Here is a 16,197-nt window from a genome sequence, read left to right on the forward strand (position 1 = left end):
TCGGGTCAGCGGGATGCGCCGGCGGCGCTCTCGCGGGTCAGGGACAGCAGCAGGCCCTGCTCGGGGTCGAGCAGGGGAGCGGCGAGGCCGGCGACGGCCAGCGCCGCGCCGGGCAGCACCGCCCCGTCCGCCTCGAGCACGCGGGCGAGCCAGGGCGGGGGCGTGAGATGCGAGGGCGGGCCGCTGGGCAGCAGGGCGCGCACCCGGTAGGCGGCGGCGGGATCCAGGCCCGGCAGCACCAGGCGCGGGTGCTGGGCGGTGTCGGCGCGGCCGACGGCGCTCAGCGCGAACAGCGCCTCGTCCCGCTCGGAGGAGACCACGCCCTGCAGCCACAGGGGGCTCTCGCCGCGGTCGGCGCGCACGAGATCGCCCGTGAACAGCAGCTCGCGACGCTCCTTGTAGAGCGTGATCCAGGCGGTGAGCTCGGCGAGCTCCTCCTCGCTCGCGGCGGCGAGGTCCCACTCGATGCCGAGGTGGCCCATCAGCGCCGAGTGGGCGCGGAAGCCGAGGGTGTGCAGGCGCCCGGTGGTGTGGGAGCGGCCGGAGGCGATGTGGCTGCCCATGAGCTCCAGCGGGATCAGCTGCGAGGTCCAGCGGTGCATCTGCTGGCGCTCGAGCGGGTCGATGCAGTCCGAGACCCACACCCGGTCGGTGTGCTCGAGCACGCCGAGGTCCACACGCGCCCCGCCCGAGGCGCAGGCCTCGATCTCCAGGCCCGGGTGGGCCGCGCGCAGCTCGTCCATGAGGCGGTAGGCGGCGCGGGTCTGGTCGTGCACGGCGGCCCGGCCCGTGGCGCGGGTCGCGGACTCCAGCAGGTCCCGGTTCTGGTCCCACTTGATGTAGCCGATCTCGTGGGCGCCGAGCAGGGCGAGCATCTGGTCGCGCACGTGCGCGTACGCCTCGGGGATCGACAGGTTCAGCACCTGCTGGTTCCGCGAGCGCAGCGGCATCCGCTCGGGCGAGGGGGCCATGATCCACTCGGGATGCGCGCGGGCGACGTCGGAGTCCTCGCTCACCATCTCCGGCTCGAACCAGATCCCGAACTCCATGCCGTGCGCCCGCACGTGGTCGATCAGCGGGCCGAGCCCGTCCGGCCACGCCTCGGGAGAGACGACCCAGTCGCCGAGGCCGGAGGTGTCGTCCCGGCGGGAGCCGAACCACCCGTCGTCCAGGACGAAGCGCTCGACGCCGAGCGCGGCGGCGCGGTCGGCGAGGTCGGTGAGCCGCTCCAGGTCATGGTCGAAGTAGACCGCCTCCCACACGTTCAGGGTGACGGGGCGGCGGGCGTCGACGTGATGGGGGCGCGAGCGGAGGTGGCGGTGGAAGCGGGCGGCGACTTGGTCGAGGCCGTCGCCGTAGGAGGCGTACAGCCACGGGCTCTCGTACGTCCCGCCCTGCTCGAGGGCGACCTCTCCGGGCAGCAGCAGCTCGCCGCCGCCGAGCAGGCGCTGGTCGGAGCTCGTGCGCTCGGCGTGGTGGCGGTGATTGCCGGAGAAGGCGGTGTGCACCGCCCACACCTCGCCCTCGCGGAAGCCGAATCCGGGCCGTCCGGCGTGGAGCAGGTGGGCGGAGTCCGCCCCGGTGCGGCCGCGTCGGTTCTCCCGCAGATGGGTGCCGACGGTGAAGGCGCGGCGCTGCGGGGTGCGCTCCTTCGTCCAGCGGCCCGCGAAGTCCAGCAGCTCGTCGGCCGTGGCGGGGACGGGGAGGGAGAGGGTGAGCTCGTCGAGGCGGTAGGGGCCGGTGCCGGTGTTCGTCAGGCGGGCGCGCAGGCGCAGCAGGCCCGTGGGCAGCAGCTCGAGCTCGAGCAGGACCGCGAGGCCCTCCTCCGGGTCCTCGAGGTCGATCTCGACGCGCGCTGCGCCGGTCTCGGCGTGGGCGTCGGCCAGCGGCGTCCCGTCGATCCGCAGGCCGCGGGTGATCAGGCGCGGGGTCCAGCCGGAGCCGTCCGGGCGAGAGCCGGCCAGGCCCGGGCGGCCGAGCCAGCCGTCGGAGACCTGGGGGAGGAGGCCGACGCGCACCGGGACGTCCACGAGGTTCTGCGGGACCGGCGGGGTCGTCGCCTCGCACAGCGCATCCAGGCCCTCGGGACCGAGCGTCCCGAGGCCACGGCCCCAGTGCGCGATCGCGGGGACGCGCCCGTCGGTGACTTCCAGCAGCACGGAGACCCCGCTCGCGGCGAGGTGGACGCGGTGAGAGGTCCCGGGGCGGGGGGCGGTCACCTCGCGGTCGGGTGCGGCGGGCTGCGGGGACATCGGCGACCTCCGGTCTGCGGCTCTCAGGGCTGTCGCGGACGGTCGCCGAGCGGCGGCGCGACAGCGCGACGGATTAACTATAACGATGAAAGTAATGCCCGTCGAGAGCTTTCCCTCCGCCCGGGCCGACGGGGCTGGCCGTCCCCGCAGAGGTCGGCGGCACCCGGCTATCGTGGAGGGTCGTGCGCGCCCCCGCGCGCTCCGCCCGCACCGTCGGACGCCGTCCTCGATCTCCGCGGGAGCATGATGCCTTCCACCACCACGACCACCGGGCCGCGACGACTGGACCGCGCGCTCGACCTCGTCGAGCGGGCCGGCAACCGGCTCCCGCACCCGCTGGTGCTCTTCGCGGGGCTCTTCCTGGTCACGGCCCTGCTCACCACGCTCCTCGCGGCCACCGGCGCCGAGGTGCAGGTGCCCGGCGAGGAGCAGCCGCAGCCGGTGCGCTCCTTCTTCAGCGGCGAGGGGCTGACCTGGTTCACCACCACGCTGGGGGAGAACTACATCGGCTTCCCGCCGCTGGTGAACGTGCTGCCGATCGTGCTCGCCGTCGGCATCGCCGAGGGGTCCGGGCTGCTCAGCGCCGCGATCCGGCGCCTGTTCGGCTCCGCCCCGCGCTGGCTGCTGCCGTACGTGGTCGCGCTCGTCGGCGTCAACGGCAACCTCATGTCCGACACCTCCTTCGTGGTGATCCCGCCGCTGGCCGCCCTCGTCTTCGCCGCCGCGGGCCGGCATCCGCTGGCCGGCATGATCGGGGGCTTCGCCGCCGTCGGCGCCTCCTTCTCCACCGCGATGATCCCCTCGCCGATCGACGCGAACTTCTCCGGCATCACCGCCTCGGTGATGGAGTCGCTGCCCGCCTCGCTCGGCGCAGCCCCGGTCACCGTGGTCTCGAACTACTGGATCAACCTCGCCTCCTCCCTCGTGCTGGTCGTGGCCTGCGGCTTCCTGATCGACCGGGTGCTCGAGCCGCGGCTGGAGCGCGCCGGCGTGCCCCGCACCCTCGCCCCCGAGGACGACGGCGCCGCCGCGGGCTCCGAGGCGAGCGCCGACGGCTCGATCAGCCCGCTGGAGCGGCGGGGGCTGCGCTGGGCGGCGGCCTCGCTGGTCGCGGTCGTCGTGCTGATCGCCGCGCTCGCGACGGTGCCCGGCTCGCCGTGGCAGAAGGAGGGCGGGGGACTGCTGCCCGACTCGCCCTTCATGGGATCGATCGTGTTCTACCTGGTGGTCGCCTTCTCCGTCACCGGCATCGTCTACGGCGCGATCGCCGGCACGGTCCGCTCCGGGGCCGATGTCGCCGCCCTCATGGGCCAGGGCCTGCGCTCGATGACCGGCTTCCTCGTGGTCGCCTTCGCCCTCGCCCAGTTCCTGGCCCTGTTCTCCTGGAGCGGGATCGGCACCTATCTCGCGGTGCACGGCGCCGCGCTGCTGGAGCACGCCGACCTCGGCGGCCTCCCCGTGGTGCTCGGCTTCGTGGTGCTGTGCGCGCTGACGAACCTGCTGATCACCTCCGGCACCTCGATGTGGGGGCTGATGGCGGTGGTGTTCGTGCCGATGCTCGCCCTCAGCGGACTGGAGCCCGCCTTCGTGCAGGCCGCCTTCCGCATCGGCGACTCCTCCACCCAGATCATCACGCCGCTGAGCCCGTATCTCATCGTGCTGCTGGGGATGGTGCGCCGCTACGAGCCCGGCGCCGGCCTGGGCTCCCTCGTCGCGCGCCTGCTGCCCTTCACGCTCGTGTTCCTCACGGCCTGGACCGCGGTGCTGCTGGTGTTCTGGGGCCTGGACCTCCCCGTCGGTCCGGGCAACGGCATCCGCCTGGGCTGAGCGGCGGTGCGAGACGGCTCGGCGTCGCCGCGCCTGCGGCGATACCCTGTCGCCCACCCCAGAGAAGGCCAGGAGACCCGCATGATCTTCACCCAGTCCTCCAAGCTGCGCGACGTCTGCTACGAGATCCGCGGGCCGGTCCCCGCAGAGGCCGCCCGCATGGAGGCCGAGGGCCACAAGATCCTCAAGCTCAACATCGGCAATCCCGCCCCCTTCGGCTTCGAGGCGCCCGACGAGATCCTGGTCGACATGATCCGGACCCTGCCCACCGCGCAGGGCTACTCGGACTCCAAGGGCATCGTCTCCGCCCGTCGCGCGGTCGCGCAGTACTACCAGACAAAGGGCATGCCCGGCATGGGGCTGGACGACATCTACCTCGGCAACGGCGTCTCCGAGCTGATCCAGATGACCTGCCAGGCCCTGGTGGACGACGGCGACGAGGTGCTCGTCCCCGCCCCGGACTACCCGCTGTGGACCGCCTCGATCGCGCTCGCGGGCGGCCGCGCCGTCCACTACCGCTGCGACGAGGAGCAGCAGTGGTGGCCCGACGTCTCCGACATCGCCGACAAGGTCACCCCGCGCACCAAGGCGATCGTGGTCATCAACCCCAACAACCCCACCGGCGCTGTCTATCCCGAGCACGTGCTGCGGGAGATCGTCGAGGTCGCCCGCAAGCACGGGCTGATGATCCTGGCCGACGAGATCTACGACAAGATCCTCTACGACGACGCGGTCCACACCCACATCGCGAAGCTCGCCCCGGACCTGCTGACCATCACCTTCAACGGGCTGTCCAAGGCGTACCGGGTGGCGGGCTTCCGCGCCGGCTGGATGGCGCTGTACGGGCCGAAGGAGCATGCGGCCAGCTTCATCGAGGGCCTCGACGTGCTCTCGAACATGCGCCTGTGCCCGAACGTCCCCGCCCAGCACGTGGTCGCCACGGCGCTGGGCGGCTACCAGAGCGTGAACGAGCTGCTGCTGCCCGGCGGCCGCCTGCGCGAGCAGCGGGACGTCGCCTACGAGGGCCTCAGCGCGATCGACGGCGTGAGCGTCGTGAAAGCCTCGGGGGCGCTGTACATGTTCCCGCGCATCGACCGCGAGATGTACCGCCTCGAGGATGACGAGCAGTTCGCCTACGACCTGCTGCGCTCGAAGAAGCTGCTGGTCAACCACGGCACCGGCTTCAACTACCCCGAGCCCGACCACCTGCGCCTGGTGACCCTCCCGCAGGCCGACGTGCTCGCCGACGCCGTGGACCGCATCGCCGACCACCTCGCCTCGATCCGCCGCTGAGGGCGCCCGGGCGCCCGGGCGCCCCGCGGACGGGGAGGGTCAGAGCAGCAGGCCGATCGCCGTCGCGAGCACGGCCAGCAGCGGGAGCGCGCCCTGCTTCACGGCGGCGGCGCGGTGCGCCGGGGAGCTCAGCAGCAGCACGGTCGCGGCGGCGAGCATCGACCCGGTCCCGGCCAGCAGCAGGGTCGCCCCCACGATCGTCGTGCCCACGAGGACGAGCACCGCGCCGAGCGCCGCGAGCACGGCGAGGAACAGGTTGTAGAAGCCCTGGTTGAAAGCCAGCTCGCGGGTTGCGGCGACCTCGTGCGGACTCTGCTCGCCGAACACCTTCTGCGCCTGCGTCCCGCCCCATGCGAGGGACTCCAGACGGAAGATGACCACGTGGAGAGCGGCTGCGGCGAGGGCCAGGATCGAGGCGAGGGTGAGCATCGCGACCTCCGAGGTCTCTTGGAATGATCGTTCCACTATAGTGGGGCGTGCCCGGTGCCGACAGCCCGGGCGAGGAGCGACGACGAGCAGGCAGCGAGCAGGAGGGCTCATGGGACGACAGTCCGCCTTCGTGCGGGAGGACGCCGTGCGCTCCGCCCGCGACGTGTTCTGGAGCGAAGGGTACGAGGGCGCCTCCATGGCGAGCCTCCAGCGGGCCACCGGACTGAACGCCAGCAGCATCTACCACGCCTTCGGCTCCAAGCGCGGTCTGTTCGACGCCGCGATCGAGGACTACCTCGAGTGCGTCGTCCGCCCCGGGCTCGCCCCGCTGCGCGCGCCCGAGGTCGCCCCCGACGCTCTAGAGCGCTACTTCCTCGCGGCCCGCGCGCTGTTCGCGGACCCGTCCGGCCGCACCCTCCCCGACGGATGCCTGCTGGTGAACACCGCCTGCTCCGGGCTCGCCCGGGACGACGGGATCGCCGAGGCCGTGCGCGCCTATCGCGCCGAGCTGCTCGCCGCCTTCACCCGCGGCGCGCAGGCCCGACGCCCCGACCAGTCGCCGCAGGAGCGCGCGCAGCTCGTCGAGACCTGCGTCGCGCTGCTGATCAGCGCGCTGGTCATGACCCGGGTGGACCGGGATGCGGCCACCGCCGCGCTCGACTCCGCCCTCACCGCAATCCAGCACCAGGAGCACACACACCCATGAAGCCCCTCTACACCACCGAAGCCCTGGCCACCGGCGGCGGCCGCGACGGACACGTCGATGTCGCCGAGTCGGATCTCGCCTTCGACCTCGCCGTCCCGACCGCCATGGGCGGCACTGGCGCCGGCGCCAACCCCGAGCAGCTCTTCGCCGCCGGGTACTCCGCCTGCTTCCACTCCGCCCTGCAGGCCGTCGCCCGGCAGCAGAAGGTCGCGATCGACGGCTCGAGCGTCGGCGCCCGCGTCACCATCGGCTCCGAGGAGTCCGGCGGCTTCTCGCTCGCCGTCGAGCTCGAGGTGGTCATCCCGGAGCTCGACCACGACACCGCCCAGGCGCTGGCCGACGCCGCGCACCAGGTGTGCCCGTACTCGAACGCCACCCGGGGCAACATCCCGGTGGTCGTCACCGTCACCGATGACTGATTGATCCGCGACCTGCTTGAAGGCATCGGGCGGGTGCGAAGAGCCCCGGCGGGATCGCTCCCGCCGGGGCTCCTCGTCCTGCGGCATCCTTCTCAGGGGCGCAGCAGCACCTTGCCCTGTCGGCCGTCGGTCAGCGTGGCCGCCACGGCGTCGACGACCTCGCCCAGCGGGAAGGTGGCCGCGACCGGCAGCGTGACCTCGCCGGAGAGCAGCCCGGAGAAGATCTCCCCGATGAGCCGGCGCCGCACCTCCGGCGCCATCTCCGCCGAGACCCGGGAGCCCCAGAAGCCCTCGACCTTCAGGCCGCGGAAGATGATCGGACCCGAGGGGAGCGCCATGGTCGAGCCGCCCATCGCCCCGAAGACCACCAGTCGACCGCCGTCCCCGAGCAGGGAGAGCACCTGGCCCGCGGCCTCGCCGCCTACGGAGTCCAGCCCCGCCGCGACGCGCGCCTCGCCGATCAGGGCGCGCGCCTGCTCCTGCCAGTCCTCCCGGTCGGTGGGGACGACGTCGCCGATGCCGTGTGCGGCGAGCTCCTCGATGCCGCTGCCGCGCCGCACCAGACTGATGACGCGGATCCCGCGCAGCCGTGCGAACTGCGCGACGAGGCGGCCGACGGCCCCGGTCGCAGCGTTCTGCACGAGCATCTCGCCGGGCGCGAGGTCGAGGTGCTCGAGCAGGGAGACGGCGCTGAAGGGCATGGCCACGAGCTGGGCGGCGGCCTCGTCCGGCATCTCGGCGGGCAGCGGGACCAGCGAGGAGGCGGGGGCGGTGAACAGCTCCGCCCAGGCTCCGGTGATCCCGGTCGCCGCGACGCGGTCGCCGACGGCGAGGCCCTCGACGCCCTCGCCGAGTGCCTCCACCACCGCGACGGCCTCGCTGCCGGCGCCCGAGGGCAGCGCGGGCCGGACGCCGTAGGAGCCGCGGATCGTCCACAGGTCGTGGTGGTGGATCGGGCTCAGCGACATCCTCAGCAGCGCCTCGCCGGCGGCCGGGGCGGGGGCGTCGACCTCGGCGGTGCGCAGGACGTCGGCGGGATCGCCGAAGCGGTCGTAGGTGACGGTGAGCATGGGATCGCCTCTCGATTGTGGAACAGCCATTCCACTATAGCGGCGGGGCGCCTCCGTGCACCGTGCGCGGGCCGTGCTGTTCCGGGTCTCACAGCCTCGGACGCGACGGCGCCGGGTGATGCAGAAGGGCCGGGGGCCGGGACCGGTGCTCCGGTCCGGCCCCCGGCCCTGCGGCGGGGTGCCTGCTGCTCGTGCGCGGCTCAGGCGTGCGTGTGCTGCGGCGCGCCCTCGCGGGAGACGCGCACCATCTCCTCGCGCTCGACGACCTTGATGCGGGCACGGGGCTCGCCGTCGGCGTCCACCGCGGCGGCGCCGAGGCTCTTCTCGTGCTCGTCCAGCGCCATCCAGCCGTCCCAGGTCGTGTACTGCACGCCCCGATCCTCGAGCAGGCGCAGGATCGCGTCGTCGTCCCGCTCGGGGGCGGGGGAGAGGCGACCGGCCTCGATGTCCTCGAGCAGGCAGGTGATGGTCTCGATCGCGTCGGACTTCGTCGCGCCGATCAGGCCGACGGGGCCGCGCTTGATCCAGCCGTTGGTGTAGGCGCCGGGGAGGACGGAGCCATCGGCCTCGGTGACGCGGCCGGCCTGGTTGAGGATGACGCCGCGGCGGGCGTCGTAGGGCACGCCCGGGAGCTCGGAGCCGTGGTAGCCGACGGCCCGGTAGACGGCGCCGAGGTCGTAGTCGACCATCTCGCCGGTGCCCACGAGCTCGCCGGCCTCGTCCAGGCGGGTCCGCTCGAAGCGCATGCCGGTGACCTGGCCGTCCTCGCCGAGCACCTCGACGGGGCGGTGCCAGAAGTGCATGTGGAGACGGCGCTGGACCGGCCCGCCCTCGCGGTCCGTCGGCTCCTCGCCGGCGGCCTCGCGGCGCTGCTGCTCCTCGAGCCAGCCGACGAAGGTCTGCACGACCTGGTCGGTGCGCTTGTCGGCCTTGATGGCCTCCCACTGCGCCTCGGTGATCTGCTCGAGATCGCGGGGATCCATCACGACCTGGAGGCCCTTGGGGTGGGCGAGCTCGCGCGCCTCGAGCGGCGAGAACTTCGTCTGCGCGGGGCCGCGGCGGCCGAAGACGTGCACGTCCGTCGTGCGAGCGGCCTGCAGGCCCTCGTGCACGTTCGCCGGGATCTCGGTGCGCAGCAGCTCGTCGGCGCTCTTGGAGAGCACGCGGGCGACGTCGAGGGCGACGTTGCCGTTGCCGATCACGGCCACGGACTCCGCGTCGAGCTCCCAGGTGCGGGGGTAGTCGGGGTTCCCGTCGTACCAGGCCACGAAGTCGGCCGCGCCGTGGGAGCCCTCGAGCTCGATGCCGGGGACCTGGAGGTCCGCGTCCTTGAGCGCGCCGGTCGCGTAGATCACCGCGTCGTAGTGGGTGCGGAGGTCCTCGGCGGTGAGGTCGGTGCCGAACTCGACGTCGCCGAGGAAGCGGATGTCACCGCGGCCGAGGATCCGGTGCAGGGCGGTGATGATGCCCTTGATGCGCGGATGGTCGGGGGCGACGCCGTAGCGGATCAGGCCGAACGGGGCGGGGAAGCGGTCGAACAGGTCGATGCTGACCTCGAGCTCGCCGCTCTTGACCGGGGCGGAGCGCAGCAGGGTCTCTGCGGCGTACACACCGGCGGGGCCGGAGCCGATGACGGCCAGGCGGAAGGGCTGCTGGGAGGAGGACATCACACCTCGGTCTCGTGGCGCCGTGGCGCCGGGTCGCAATGATTTCCGCACCACTCTATACGCGGAATTCGTCATCACCCCGGTCACTGTGAGCCGCTCGACGCCACGACCGGCGGCTCCTGAGATCGCGGGGGAGCCGCCGGGCGGGTCTCAGCTCTTCGCGAGGTCCTCGGCGCCGCGGCGGTGGATCGACCAGAAGTACGCACCGACCAGCACCGCGCCGCCGACGATGTTGCCCAGCAGCACGGGGATGAGGTTGTCCCAGGTCGCGGCGCCGACCGTGATCGAGGAGTAGTCCCCGAGCGACCTCCCGGCCTCGGTCAGCGCCTCGCCCTCCCAGAAGCCGGCACCGGCGCCGTACTTGACCAGCAGGCCCATGGGGAGCATGAACATGTTCGCGACCGAGTGCTCGAAGCCGGTGGCGACGAACAGCGCGATGGGGCCGGCGACGGCGAGGACCTTGTCGGCGACGGTCTTGCCGGCCGTCGCCGCCCACACGGCCAGGCACACGGCGAAGTTCGCGAGCACGCCCAGGAAGAACGCCTGGTGCCAGTCGTGGGAGACCTTCGCCTGGGTGGTGTCCAGCACCACCATCCCCCAGGCGGAGCCGTTGGTGGCGTGCGTGCCGGCGAGGAAGATCAGCAGCGCGACGGTGAGCGAGCCGATCAGGTTGCCGCCCGCGGAGACGCCCCAGTGACGCAGCATCTGCCCGGTCGTGATCCGGCGGGACAGGCGCGGCATGGAGGTCATCGTGGTGCCGGTGAACAGATCGGAGCCGCTGATCACCACGAGGCCCAGGCCGACGGAGAAGACGACGCCGCCGATCAGCTTCGCGATCCCGACCGGCCACTCGCCCATGCCCTGCTGCGAGGTCACCATGAACACGAAGCCGAGCGCGATGAAGGCGCCGCCGCTGAGGGACGCGAGGAACATCTTCCCCAGCGGCGCCGTCGCCTTTGCGAACATCGCGTCCTCGAGCGCCTTGGTGAGGGGCTTCGGAGCGGTCGCGGCGGTGGACGGTGCGGGTGCCGGCGCGGCGCTGCGGGATCCGGGGGCGGGACTGGTCATCGGAGGAGGTCCTTCTCTGGGGGCAGGGGGCGTCCCGGCGCGGTCGGGGGACGGAGGTCTGAGGGGTCGGCCGCCGTGCCGCGCGATGCGGCACGAGGGGAGCCGGGCGGGTTCCCCTGCGGTGACCAGCAGTCAGGGTACGCCCGGTCCGGCGCGGCGGAGGGGACCTGCGTCAGTCGGCGGACTCGGTCCCCGCCGTCTCGGGCACGACGCCGACGGCGACCCTCAGGGTGCTGCTGGCACCGGGCGGGCCGACGACGATGCCCTTCAGCGGCGGCACGTCCGCGTAGTCCCGGCCCCAGGCCGTGGTGACGAAGCGCTGGTCCACGAAGGTGCGGTTGGTGGGGTCGATGTCGACCCATCCCGTGCCGGGCACGAGCACGCTCAGCCAGGCGTGCGAGGCGGCCGAGCCGATCATCTCCCCGGCCGGCTCGGTGCCCAGCGCCCCGCCGGCCGAGGGGGCGGTGCGCAGATAGCCGGAGACGTACCGGGCGGCGAGCCCCGCCTCCCGCACCGCGGCGACTCCCACATGGGAGAAGTCCTGGCAGACGCCGTGCCGAGCCCCCAGCACCTCCTCGAGGGTGGAGGTGACGGTGGTGGCCGCGGAGTCGTAGGTGAACTCGGTGTGGATCAGCGCCGTCAGCTCCGCGAGGCACTCGCCGACGGCGCGTCCCGGCCGGAACACCTCGGCGCTGATCTCCAGGGCGGCGGTCCCGCCCGGGACCCGCGGGGAGGGGTGGACGAAGTCCAGGCTCGCCCCGGGCATCGGCGCGCCCCAGTGCTCGGGGGTGCACTGCTCCCAGGGGCGGGACATCGGCTCGAGCCCGTAGCGGCGCTCGGCGACGGAGACCCGGGCGTGGGAGTGCACGTCGAGCTGCTCGTGCGGGGCGTCGACGAGGAGATAGGTCGAGGAGTTCCCGTAGAAGTCGGTGTGCGCGGTGAGCCGGGCGGGCGCCGGATCGACGACCACCTCGTGCGAGAGCACCCGCTGGTGCGGGGTGGCGCGCGGCTCGACGTGGGCGCGGCCGTAGTTGCGGGTGACCGGCTTCGCGTAGCGATAGGAGGTGAGGTGGTGGACCCGGTAGTGCACCGGGTCCAGGGCCGGGGCGTCCTCCTGGCGCAGTGGGATCAGCGGACGCGCGCCGCGAGGGGTCGCGCCGTCCTGTCCGGACCGGGTCTCGTGTGTGTTCTCAGACATCGTCGACCCCCCATCGCGAGGTGGATTCCGAGGCGCGGAAGAAGCGGTCCTCGAGGGCGGTGGCGAGGGAGCGCAGGGACTCCGTCGCCGCGTCGATCTCTGCCGGCAGCGCGGTCGGCGCGTCCTCACCGGCCGGCGCGCCCGGCAGCGGACGCAGCAGCTCGTGGGGCTCCCAGGCGGCGAGTCGGGTGCGCAGCGCCGACATCGGGGCGCGCAGCTCGGGGGAGGGCGCGGTCTCGGGCAGCCGGTCCAGGGCCTGGCCGAGCCGGTCCAGCTGGAAGGCGAGCGAGCGCGGCAGCGTGGTGTCGCTGAGCAGCAGCTCGACCAGCAGCTCCGGCTGCACGGCGGCGTGGAAGGAGCGGCGGTAGGAGGCGCCGGACTCGGTGATCAGCGCGACCGCGTTCGCGATCCGCTCCTCGGCGGCGCGGCCGCGGCGATGGCCGAGGGCGGCGCGCAGCAGCGCCAGCAGGCTCATCGTCCGCTCGATCTTGCGGCCGATCTCGGTGAGGTCCCAGCCGAGGTCGCGGGGCATCGCGTCGGCGACCGCGCCGGAGAGGGTCAGGCAGCCGTCGACGATGTCGGTGAGCCACTGCTCCAGCGGACGGGGGTCCACGCTCCCGCCGCGCACCTGGAGCCGCATCCGCGTGATCACCGGCCACACGTCGTCGGAGAGGAGGTCGCGCAGGGTGCGGGTGGTGTGGGCGAGCGCCGCGGCGGACTGCGCGAGGGATCCGGGCCGGCCGACGTCCCCCAGCAGGCTCTCGATCTCGAGCCGCACCGCCTCGCCGTCGCGGAGGTCGAGGTCGAGGAAGCCGGGATAGGTGGTGGTCACCTCGGTCACCGCCCGCAGCAGCACCGTGCGGGCGGTGCGGGCGCTGCGGCTGTGCTCGGCGTCGAGGTCGTTGGAGGTGTCCAGCACGGTGCGCAGCAGGCGGGCGGTGGAGTCGACGCGCTCGAGATAGCGGCCGAACCAGAACAGGTCCGAGCCGACCGAGCGGGTCATCGTCGGGTAGGCGGAGACGCTCGCGCGCCGCGACGCCGGCTCCACGGCCGGGCGGCCGGTCGGCTCCTCGTCAGGGACCGCGGACGTGTCGGGGACGGCGACCCACACGTCCTTGAGCGCCTCGGGGCCCTCGTCGGCCGTGCGCGCGATCCCGCCGGGCAGCACCTCGAAGCCGTCCTCGGTCCCCATCACCAGCAGGCTCAGCGTCACCGGGCGTCCCGTGAGCTCCTCGCCGCCCGACGGGTCCAGCGAGGGCCACAGTGCAGGGACGACCTCGGCGGGTGCGGGCCGCAGCTGCAGGTCCTCGTGCAGCATCTGCCGGCACAGGTCGGGCAGCGCCGCGCGCAGGGCCGGGTTCTCGAGCAGGCCCGTGCCCAGCGGGTTCAGGATCTCCACGTCGCCGCAGCGCGCCGCCTCGACCAGGCCCGTCACCCCGCCCAGCGGCGTCGGCCCGAGGTCCAGGGGGTCCAGCAGCGGCGAGGGGACCAGCCGCAGCACCGCGTCGACCGGCTCGCCCGGGGCGGAGGCCAGGCCCGACAGGCGCAGGGTCACGGCACCCGCACCGGCGCGCAGGTCCCCGACCGACACCGTCGGCGCGCCCAGCAGGTTCGCCAGCCAGCTGTGGTCGAAGGCGGACAGCGGCTCCTCCGCGTCGTCGAGGAGCACGACGGGGCGCCCGGCGCGCCCGTCGGCCCGGGTGCGCTGATGGAAGGACGTGCGCAGCGTGTCGAAGAAGGGATGGAGGCGGCGCATCTCCGTGCTGCGGTACAGCGACGGCGCGCTGCGGGAGAGCACCCGCCGCAGCTCGAGGGTGAGGCCCGCGCCGCGGGGGACGTCCACCGCGTCCTCGTGCACCACCCAGGCGCCCTCGGCGGTGCGGGAGACGGTGGTGCTGACGGCGAAGAGGTGATGGGCGCCGCGGGCGGGGATCCCCACCGCCGGGCGCAGGTAGGCGAGGTCCGCGAGCAGCTCGGCCGCCGGCGCGACCTCGGTGTCGAGCACGGTGCGCGGTCCGTACAGGTCCGCGTACAGGGCGTCCAGCAGCCGCACCCGCTGCACGAGCCCCGCCGACAGCTCCGCCCAGGACTCCGCGTCCAGCACGACGGGCACCGGATCGAGGGCGGGGGACGGGGCGGAGACGTCTGCCGCGAACATCGTCGCGGCGCTCGCCGCCGCCCGCCGTCGACCCGTGGGGCCGAGGGCGGTGAGCTCCTCGGCCAGGGCCTGCGGATGCGTGATGGTCACCGGGACATCGTAGACACGCCGCCCGGACGTGCGGTGACGGCGGGGCCGAGCGGTCGGCCCCGCCGGGTCGCCGCGGGCACGCTCAGGAGGCGGCGACCACCGGCGCGCCCTCGGAGGGCTGGACGACGACGAAGCCCGGGCCGTGGAAGCCCAGCTGGAAGGACTCCCCGGAGCCGCGGCCGATCAGCGAGCCCATCTTGAAGTCGTTCTTGATCTGCGGCTGGAGGTTCGCGGACCAGCACACCGCGGCCTGCGGATCCACGAAGGTGGGCTGCTGGGAGCAGTCCAGCAGCATCGGCGGCCCGTCGGAGGTGACCGCGACCATCCCCTGCCCCTGCAGGAACAGGTTGAACAGGCCGCCGGCCATGAAGCCCGCCCCGCCCAGCGAACGGATGTCCCACTGGATCGAGGAGTCGAAGGCGAGCATGTTGCGGGTGTTGAGGGTCAGCGCGTCGCCCTCCAGCTGCAGCAGGAAGATCTCGTTGTTCTGGCGGGCGAAGAAGATCTCGCCCTGGCCGCGGGTGCGCATCATGTTCCCTCCCTCGCCGGTGGCCATCTTCTTCAGCAGCTTCATGCCGCCGCCGGAGCCCTGGAAGGAGAAGTCCATCTGCCCCTGGTAGGCGACCATCGCGCCCGCGGCGGAGATGATCTCCGGGGCCTGCGGGTTCAGCGCGCACCGCAGCATCTTGGAGGACTGCAGCGCCCATCGGTCGTTGGTCTGGCGCTCCTGGTTGGAGGCGTCGAACAGGTTCGAGCGCATGGCCCCTCATCTCGTCGGTCGACCGGCATCGGTCGATGGATTCCCTGCGACGCCCACCGCGCCGCGGTGGGATCGTCTCACGTCCGGGGCCGCGTGGGGACCCTGTGGGGGTGCGGTGAAGCCGCCGCTCGCCCGTGCAGGGCCTCGTAGCATGGGGCCCATGTCCGACTCGCGCACGCCCCGACGACCTCCGGCCGCCAGCGATCCGCGGCTGGAGGCGCTCGCCGAGGACTCCGGCTACGAGGTGCTGGGGCGGATCGGAACGGGCGGGATGGGCATCGTCTATCGCGCGCACGACGCCGACGGGAACGACGTCGCGATCAAGATGCTGCGCCACGAGATCGCCGACGACCCCCGTGCGAGGGAGCGGCTGGCCCGCGAGGTCGCCGCCCAGCAGCGGGTGCGCAACGACAACATCGTGCGGATCCTGGACGCGGAGCTCGAGTCCTCCGACGCCTTCGTGGTCACCGAGTTCGTGCCCGGGCCGACGCTCGAGGACGCGGTGCGCACGCACGGCGGCCTGCACCCCGAGGCGGTGCGCGAGGTGGGCCTGGTGCTGGGGGAGACGCTGCGGGTCATCCACGAGGCGGGCGTGATCCACCGCGATCTCAAGCCCAGCAACGTGCTGCTGCGCGGCGCGACCGAGGGGGACCTCTCGGGCTTCGACCCCGACGGGGACGGCCTGGACCCCGTGATCATCGACTTCGGCATCGCGATCGCCGCGGAGGAGTCGCGGCTGACCTCGACCGGCCTGGTGATGGGCACAGCCGCCTATCTCGACCCGGAGGTGGTGCGCACCGACCGCACCGTCGAGGCGGGGGACTGGTGGTCCTGGGCGGCGATGCTCGCCTTCGCCGCGACCGGGCGGGAGCCCTTCGGCACCGGACGGGCGGACCTCGTGTTCCTGCGCGCGGAGCGCGGGGAGATCGACATCGACGGCGTGCCCACCGAGCTCGGCGACTGGCTGCGCTCGGCCCTGTGCGCCGACCCCGCCGAGCGCGCGACGCCCGAGGAGCTGCTGTCGCGCCTCGCCGAGCTCGACCTGGACCGCTACGACGACCCCGGCGACACCGAGGCGTTCGAGGCCGGTCCGCGCACCGCGGTGCTGCCCGTCCTCGGGGCGGACGGAGCCCCCGCGGCCGGGGCCGCGACCCCGACGGACGACGCGGAGGGGATGGGCGCCGCCCCCGCGGCCGCGCCCCAGGGCGCCGAGGGCGCGACCGAGGCCCTGCCGGCCGGCGACGCCGCGACCGAGGCGCT

Annotated in this window: 13 protein-coding genes; 5 read left to right on the forward strand and 8 right to left on the reverse strand. The window is 73.4% G+C overall.

Annotated features, from left to right (window positions below):
- Window positions 1–5 precede the first annotated feature (5 nt).
- Window positions 6–2,252 carry an alpha-galactosidase gene (locus tag Y09_RS12795; RefSeq protein WP_148639651.1) on the reverse strand — a complete coding sequence of 749 codons (2,247 nt, stop codon included), beginning with the start codon at window positions 2,250–2,252 and terminating at the stop codon, window positions 6–8.
- A 246-nt stretch (window positions 2,253–2,498) separates the two neighbouring features.
- Between Y09_RS12795 and Y09_RS12800 the strand changes: the two genes are divergently transcribed.
- Together Y09_RS12800 and Y09_RS12805 are read left to right on the forward strand one after the other, a co-directional pair.
- Window positions 2,499–4,079 (forward strand): AbgT family transporter, encoded by a 1,581-nt coding sequence (locus Y09_RS12800; RefSeq protein WP_345742687.1) that lies wholly within the window; start codon window positions 2,499–2,501, stop codon window positions 4,077–4,079.
- Window positions 4,080–4,160: 81 nt separating this feature from the next.
- Window positions 4,161–5,372: a pyridoxal phosphate-dependent aminotransferase gene (locus Y09_RS12805; protein WP_010550077.1), complete on the forward strand. Its 1,212-nt coding sequence runs from the start codon at window positions 4,161–4,163 to the stop codon at window positions 5,370–5,372.
- Between the two features lie 39 nt (window positions 5,373–5,411).
- Here Y09_RS12805 and Y09_RS12810 read toward each other — a convergent pair whose 3' ends face one another.
- Complete coding sequence (locus Y09_RS12810) at window positions 5,412–5,801, reverse strand: DUF1304 domain-containing protein (protein WP_053918073.1); 390 nt, start codon at window positions 5,799–5,801, stop codon at window positions 5,412–5,414.
- 109 nt (window positions 5,802–5,910) lie between these two features.
- On the opposite strand from Y09_RS12810, the gene Y09_RS12815 reads away from it, so the two are divergent.
- Both Y09_RS12815 and Y09_RS12820 read left to right on the forward strand, forming a co-directional pair.
- Window positions 5,911–6,507 (forward strand): TetR/AcrR family transcriptional regulator, encoded by a 597-nt coding sequence (locus Y09_RS12815; RefSeq protein ID WP_053918074.1) that lies wholly within the window; start codon window positions 5,911–5,913, stop codon window positions 6,505–6,507.
- Entirely contained in the window at window positions 6,504–6,926 is a 423-nt protein-coding gene (locus Y09_RS12820) for an organic hydroperoxide resistance protein (protein WP_010550080.1), read from the forward strand. The genes Y09_RS12815 and Y09_RS12820 overlap by 4 nt, the downstream gene beginning before the upstream one ends.
- A gap of 92 nt (window positions 6,927–7,018) precedes the next feature.
- Here Y09_RS12820 and Y09_RS12825 read toward each other — a convergent pair whose 3' ends face one another.
- The 6 genes from Y09_RS12825 to Y09_RS12850 form a co-directional block, all read right to left on the reverse strand.
- Entirely contained in the window at window positions 7,019–7,996 is a 978-nt protein-coding gene (locus Y09_RS12825; protein ID WP_053918075.1) for a zinc-binding dehydrogenase, read from the reverse strand.
- A gap of 200 nt (window positions 7,997–8,196) precedes the next feature.
- A complete protein-coding gene (locus Y09_RS12830; RefSeq protein WP_053918076.1) occupies window positions 8,197–9,663 on the reverse strand; it encodes an FAD-dependent oxidoreductase in 1,467 nt (488 codons plus the stop codon).
- A 150-nt stretch (window positions 9,664–9,813) separates the two neighbouring features.
- The gene (locus Y09_RS12835) at window positions 9,814–10,731 is read right to left on the reverse strand and encodes a formate transporter FocA (RefSeq protein ID WP_053918077.1); all 918 of its coding nucleotides are present in this window, start codon (window positions 10,729–10,731) and stop codon (window positions 9,814–9,816) included.
- A gap of 172 nt (window positions 10,732–10,903) precedes the next feature.
- Entirely contained in the window at window positions 10,904–11,929 is a 1,026-nt protein-coding gene (locus Y09_RS12840) for a transglutaminase family protein (protein ID WP_082358834.1), read from the reverse strand.
- Window positions 11,922–14,177, reverse strand: a complete 2,256-nt coding sequence (locus Y09_RS12845; protein ID WP_053918078.1) for a circularly permuted type 2 ATP-grasp protein — start codon at window positions 14,175–14,177, stop codon at window positions 11,922–11,924. The genes Y09_RS12840 and Y09_RS12845 overlap by 8 nt, the downstream gene beginning before the upstream one ends.
- Before the next feature lie 82 nt (window positions 14,178–14,259).
- Window positions 14,260–14,937, reverse strand: a complete 678-nt coding sequence (locus tag Y09_RS12850; protein ID WP_053918079.1) for an AIM24 family protein — start codon at window positions 14,935–14,937, stop codon at window positions 14,260–14,262.
- 160 nt (window positions 14,938–15,097) lie between these two features.
- On the opposite strand from Y09_RS12850, the gene Y09_RS12855 reads away from it, so the two are divergent.
- On the forward strand, window positions 15,098–16,197 hold a 1,100-nt coding region (locus Y09_RS12855), incomplete at its 3' end, for a serine/threonine-protein kinase (protein WP_234695727.1).

It is taken from the genome of Brachybacterium sp. SW0106-09, assembly GCF_001293905.1.
GTDB classification, from domain to species: Bacteria; Actinomycetota; Actinomycetes; order Actinomycetales; family Dermabacteraceae; genus Brachybacterium; species Brachybacterium conglomeratum.

Bases quoted from the DNA above. Each gene is read 5' to 3' on its own strand.
- Y09_RS12835 (WP_053918077.1), bottom strand. From the start codon at position 10,731: ATGACCAGTCCCGCCCCCGGATCCCGCAGCGCCGCGCCGGCACCCGCA.
- Y09_RS12820 (WP_010550080.1), top strand. From the start codon at position 6,504: ATGAAGCCCCTCTACACCACCGAAGCCCTGGCCACCGGCGGCGGCCGC.
- Y09_RS12795 (WP_148639651.1), bottom strand. From the start codon at position 2,252: ATGTCCCCGCAGCCCGCCGCACCCGACCGCGAGGTGACCGCCCCCCGC.
- Y09_RS12810 (WP_053918073.1), bottom strand. From the start codon at position 5,801: ATGCTCACCCTCGCCTCGATCCTGGCCCTCGCCGCAGCCGCTCTCCAC.
- Y09_RS12840 (WP_082358834.1), bottom strand. From the start codon at position 11,929: ATGTCTGAGAACACACACGAGACCCGGTCCGGACAGGACGGCGCGACC.
- Y09_RS12825 (WP_053918075.1), bottom strand. From the start codon at position 7,996: ATGCTCACCGTCACCTACGACCGCTTCGGCGATCCCGCCGACGTCCTG.
- Y09_RS12800 (WP_345742687.1), top strand. From the start codon at position 2,499: ATGCCTTCCACCACCACGACCACCGGGCCGCGACGACTGGACCGCGCG.
- Y09_RS12850 (WP_053918079.1), bottom strand. From the start codon at position 14,937: ATGCGCTCGAACCTGTTCGACGCCTCCAACCAGGAGCGCCAGACCAAC.
- Y09_RS12815 (WP_053918074.1), top strand. From the start codon at position 5,911: ATGGGACGACAGTCCGCCTTCGTGCGGGAGGACGCCGTGCGCTCCGCC.
- Y09_RS12830 (WP_053918076.1), bottom strand. From the start codon at position 9,663: ATGTCCTCCTCCCAGCAGCCCTTCCGCCTGGCCGTCATCGGCTCCGGC.
- Y09_RS12805 (WP_010550077.1), top strand. From the start codon at position 4,161: ATGATCTTCACCCAGTCCTCCAAGCTGCGCGACGTCTGCTACGAGATC.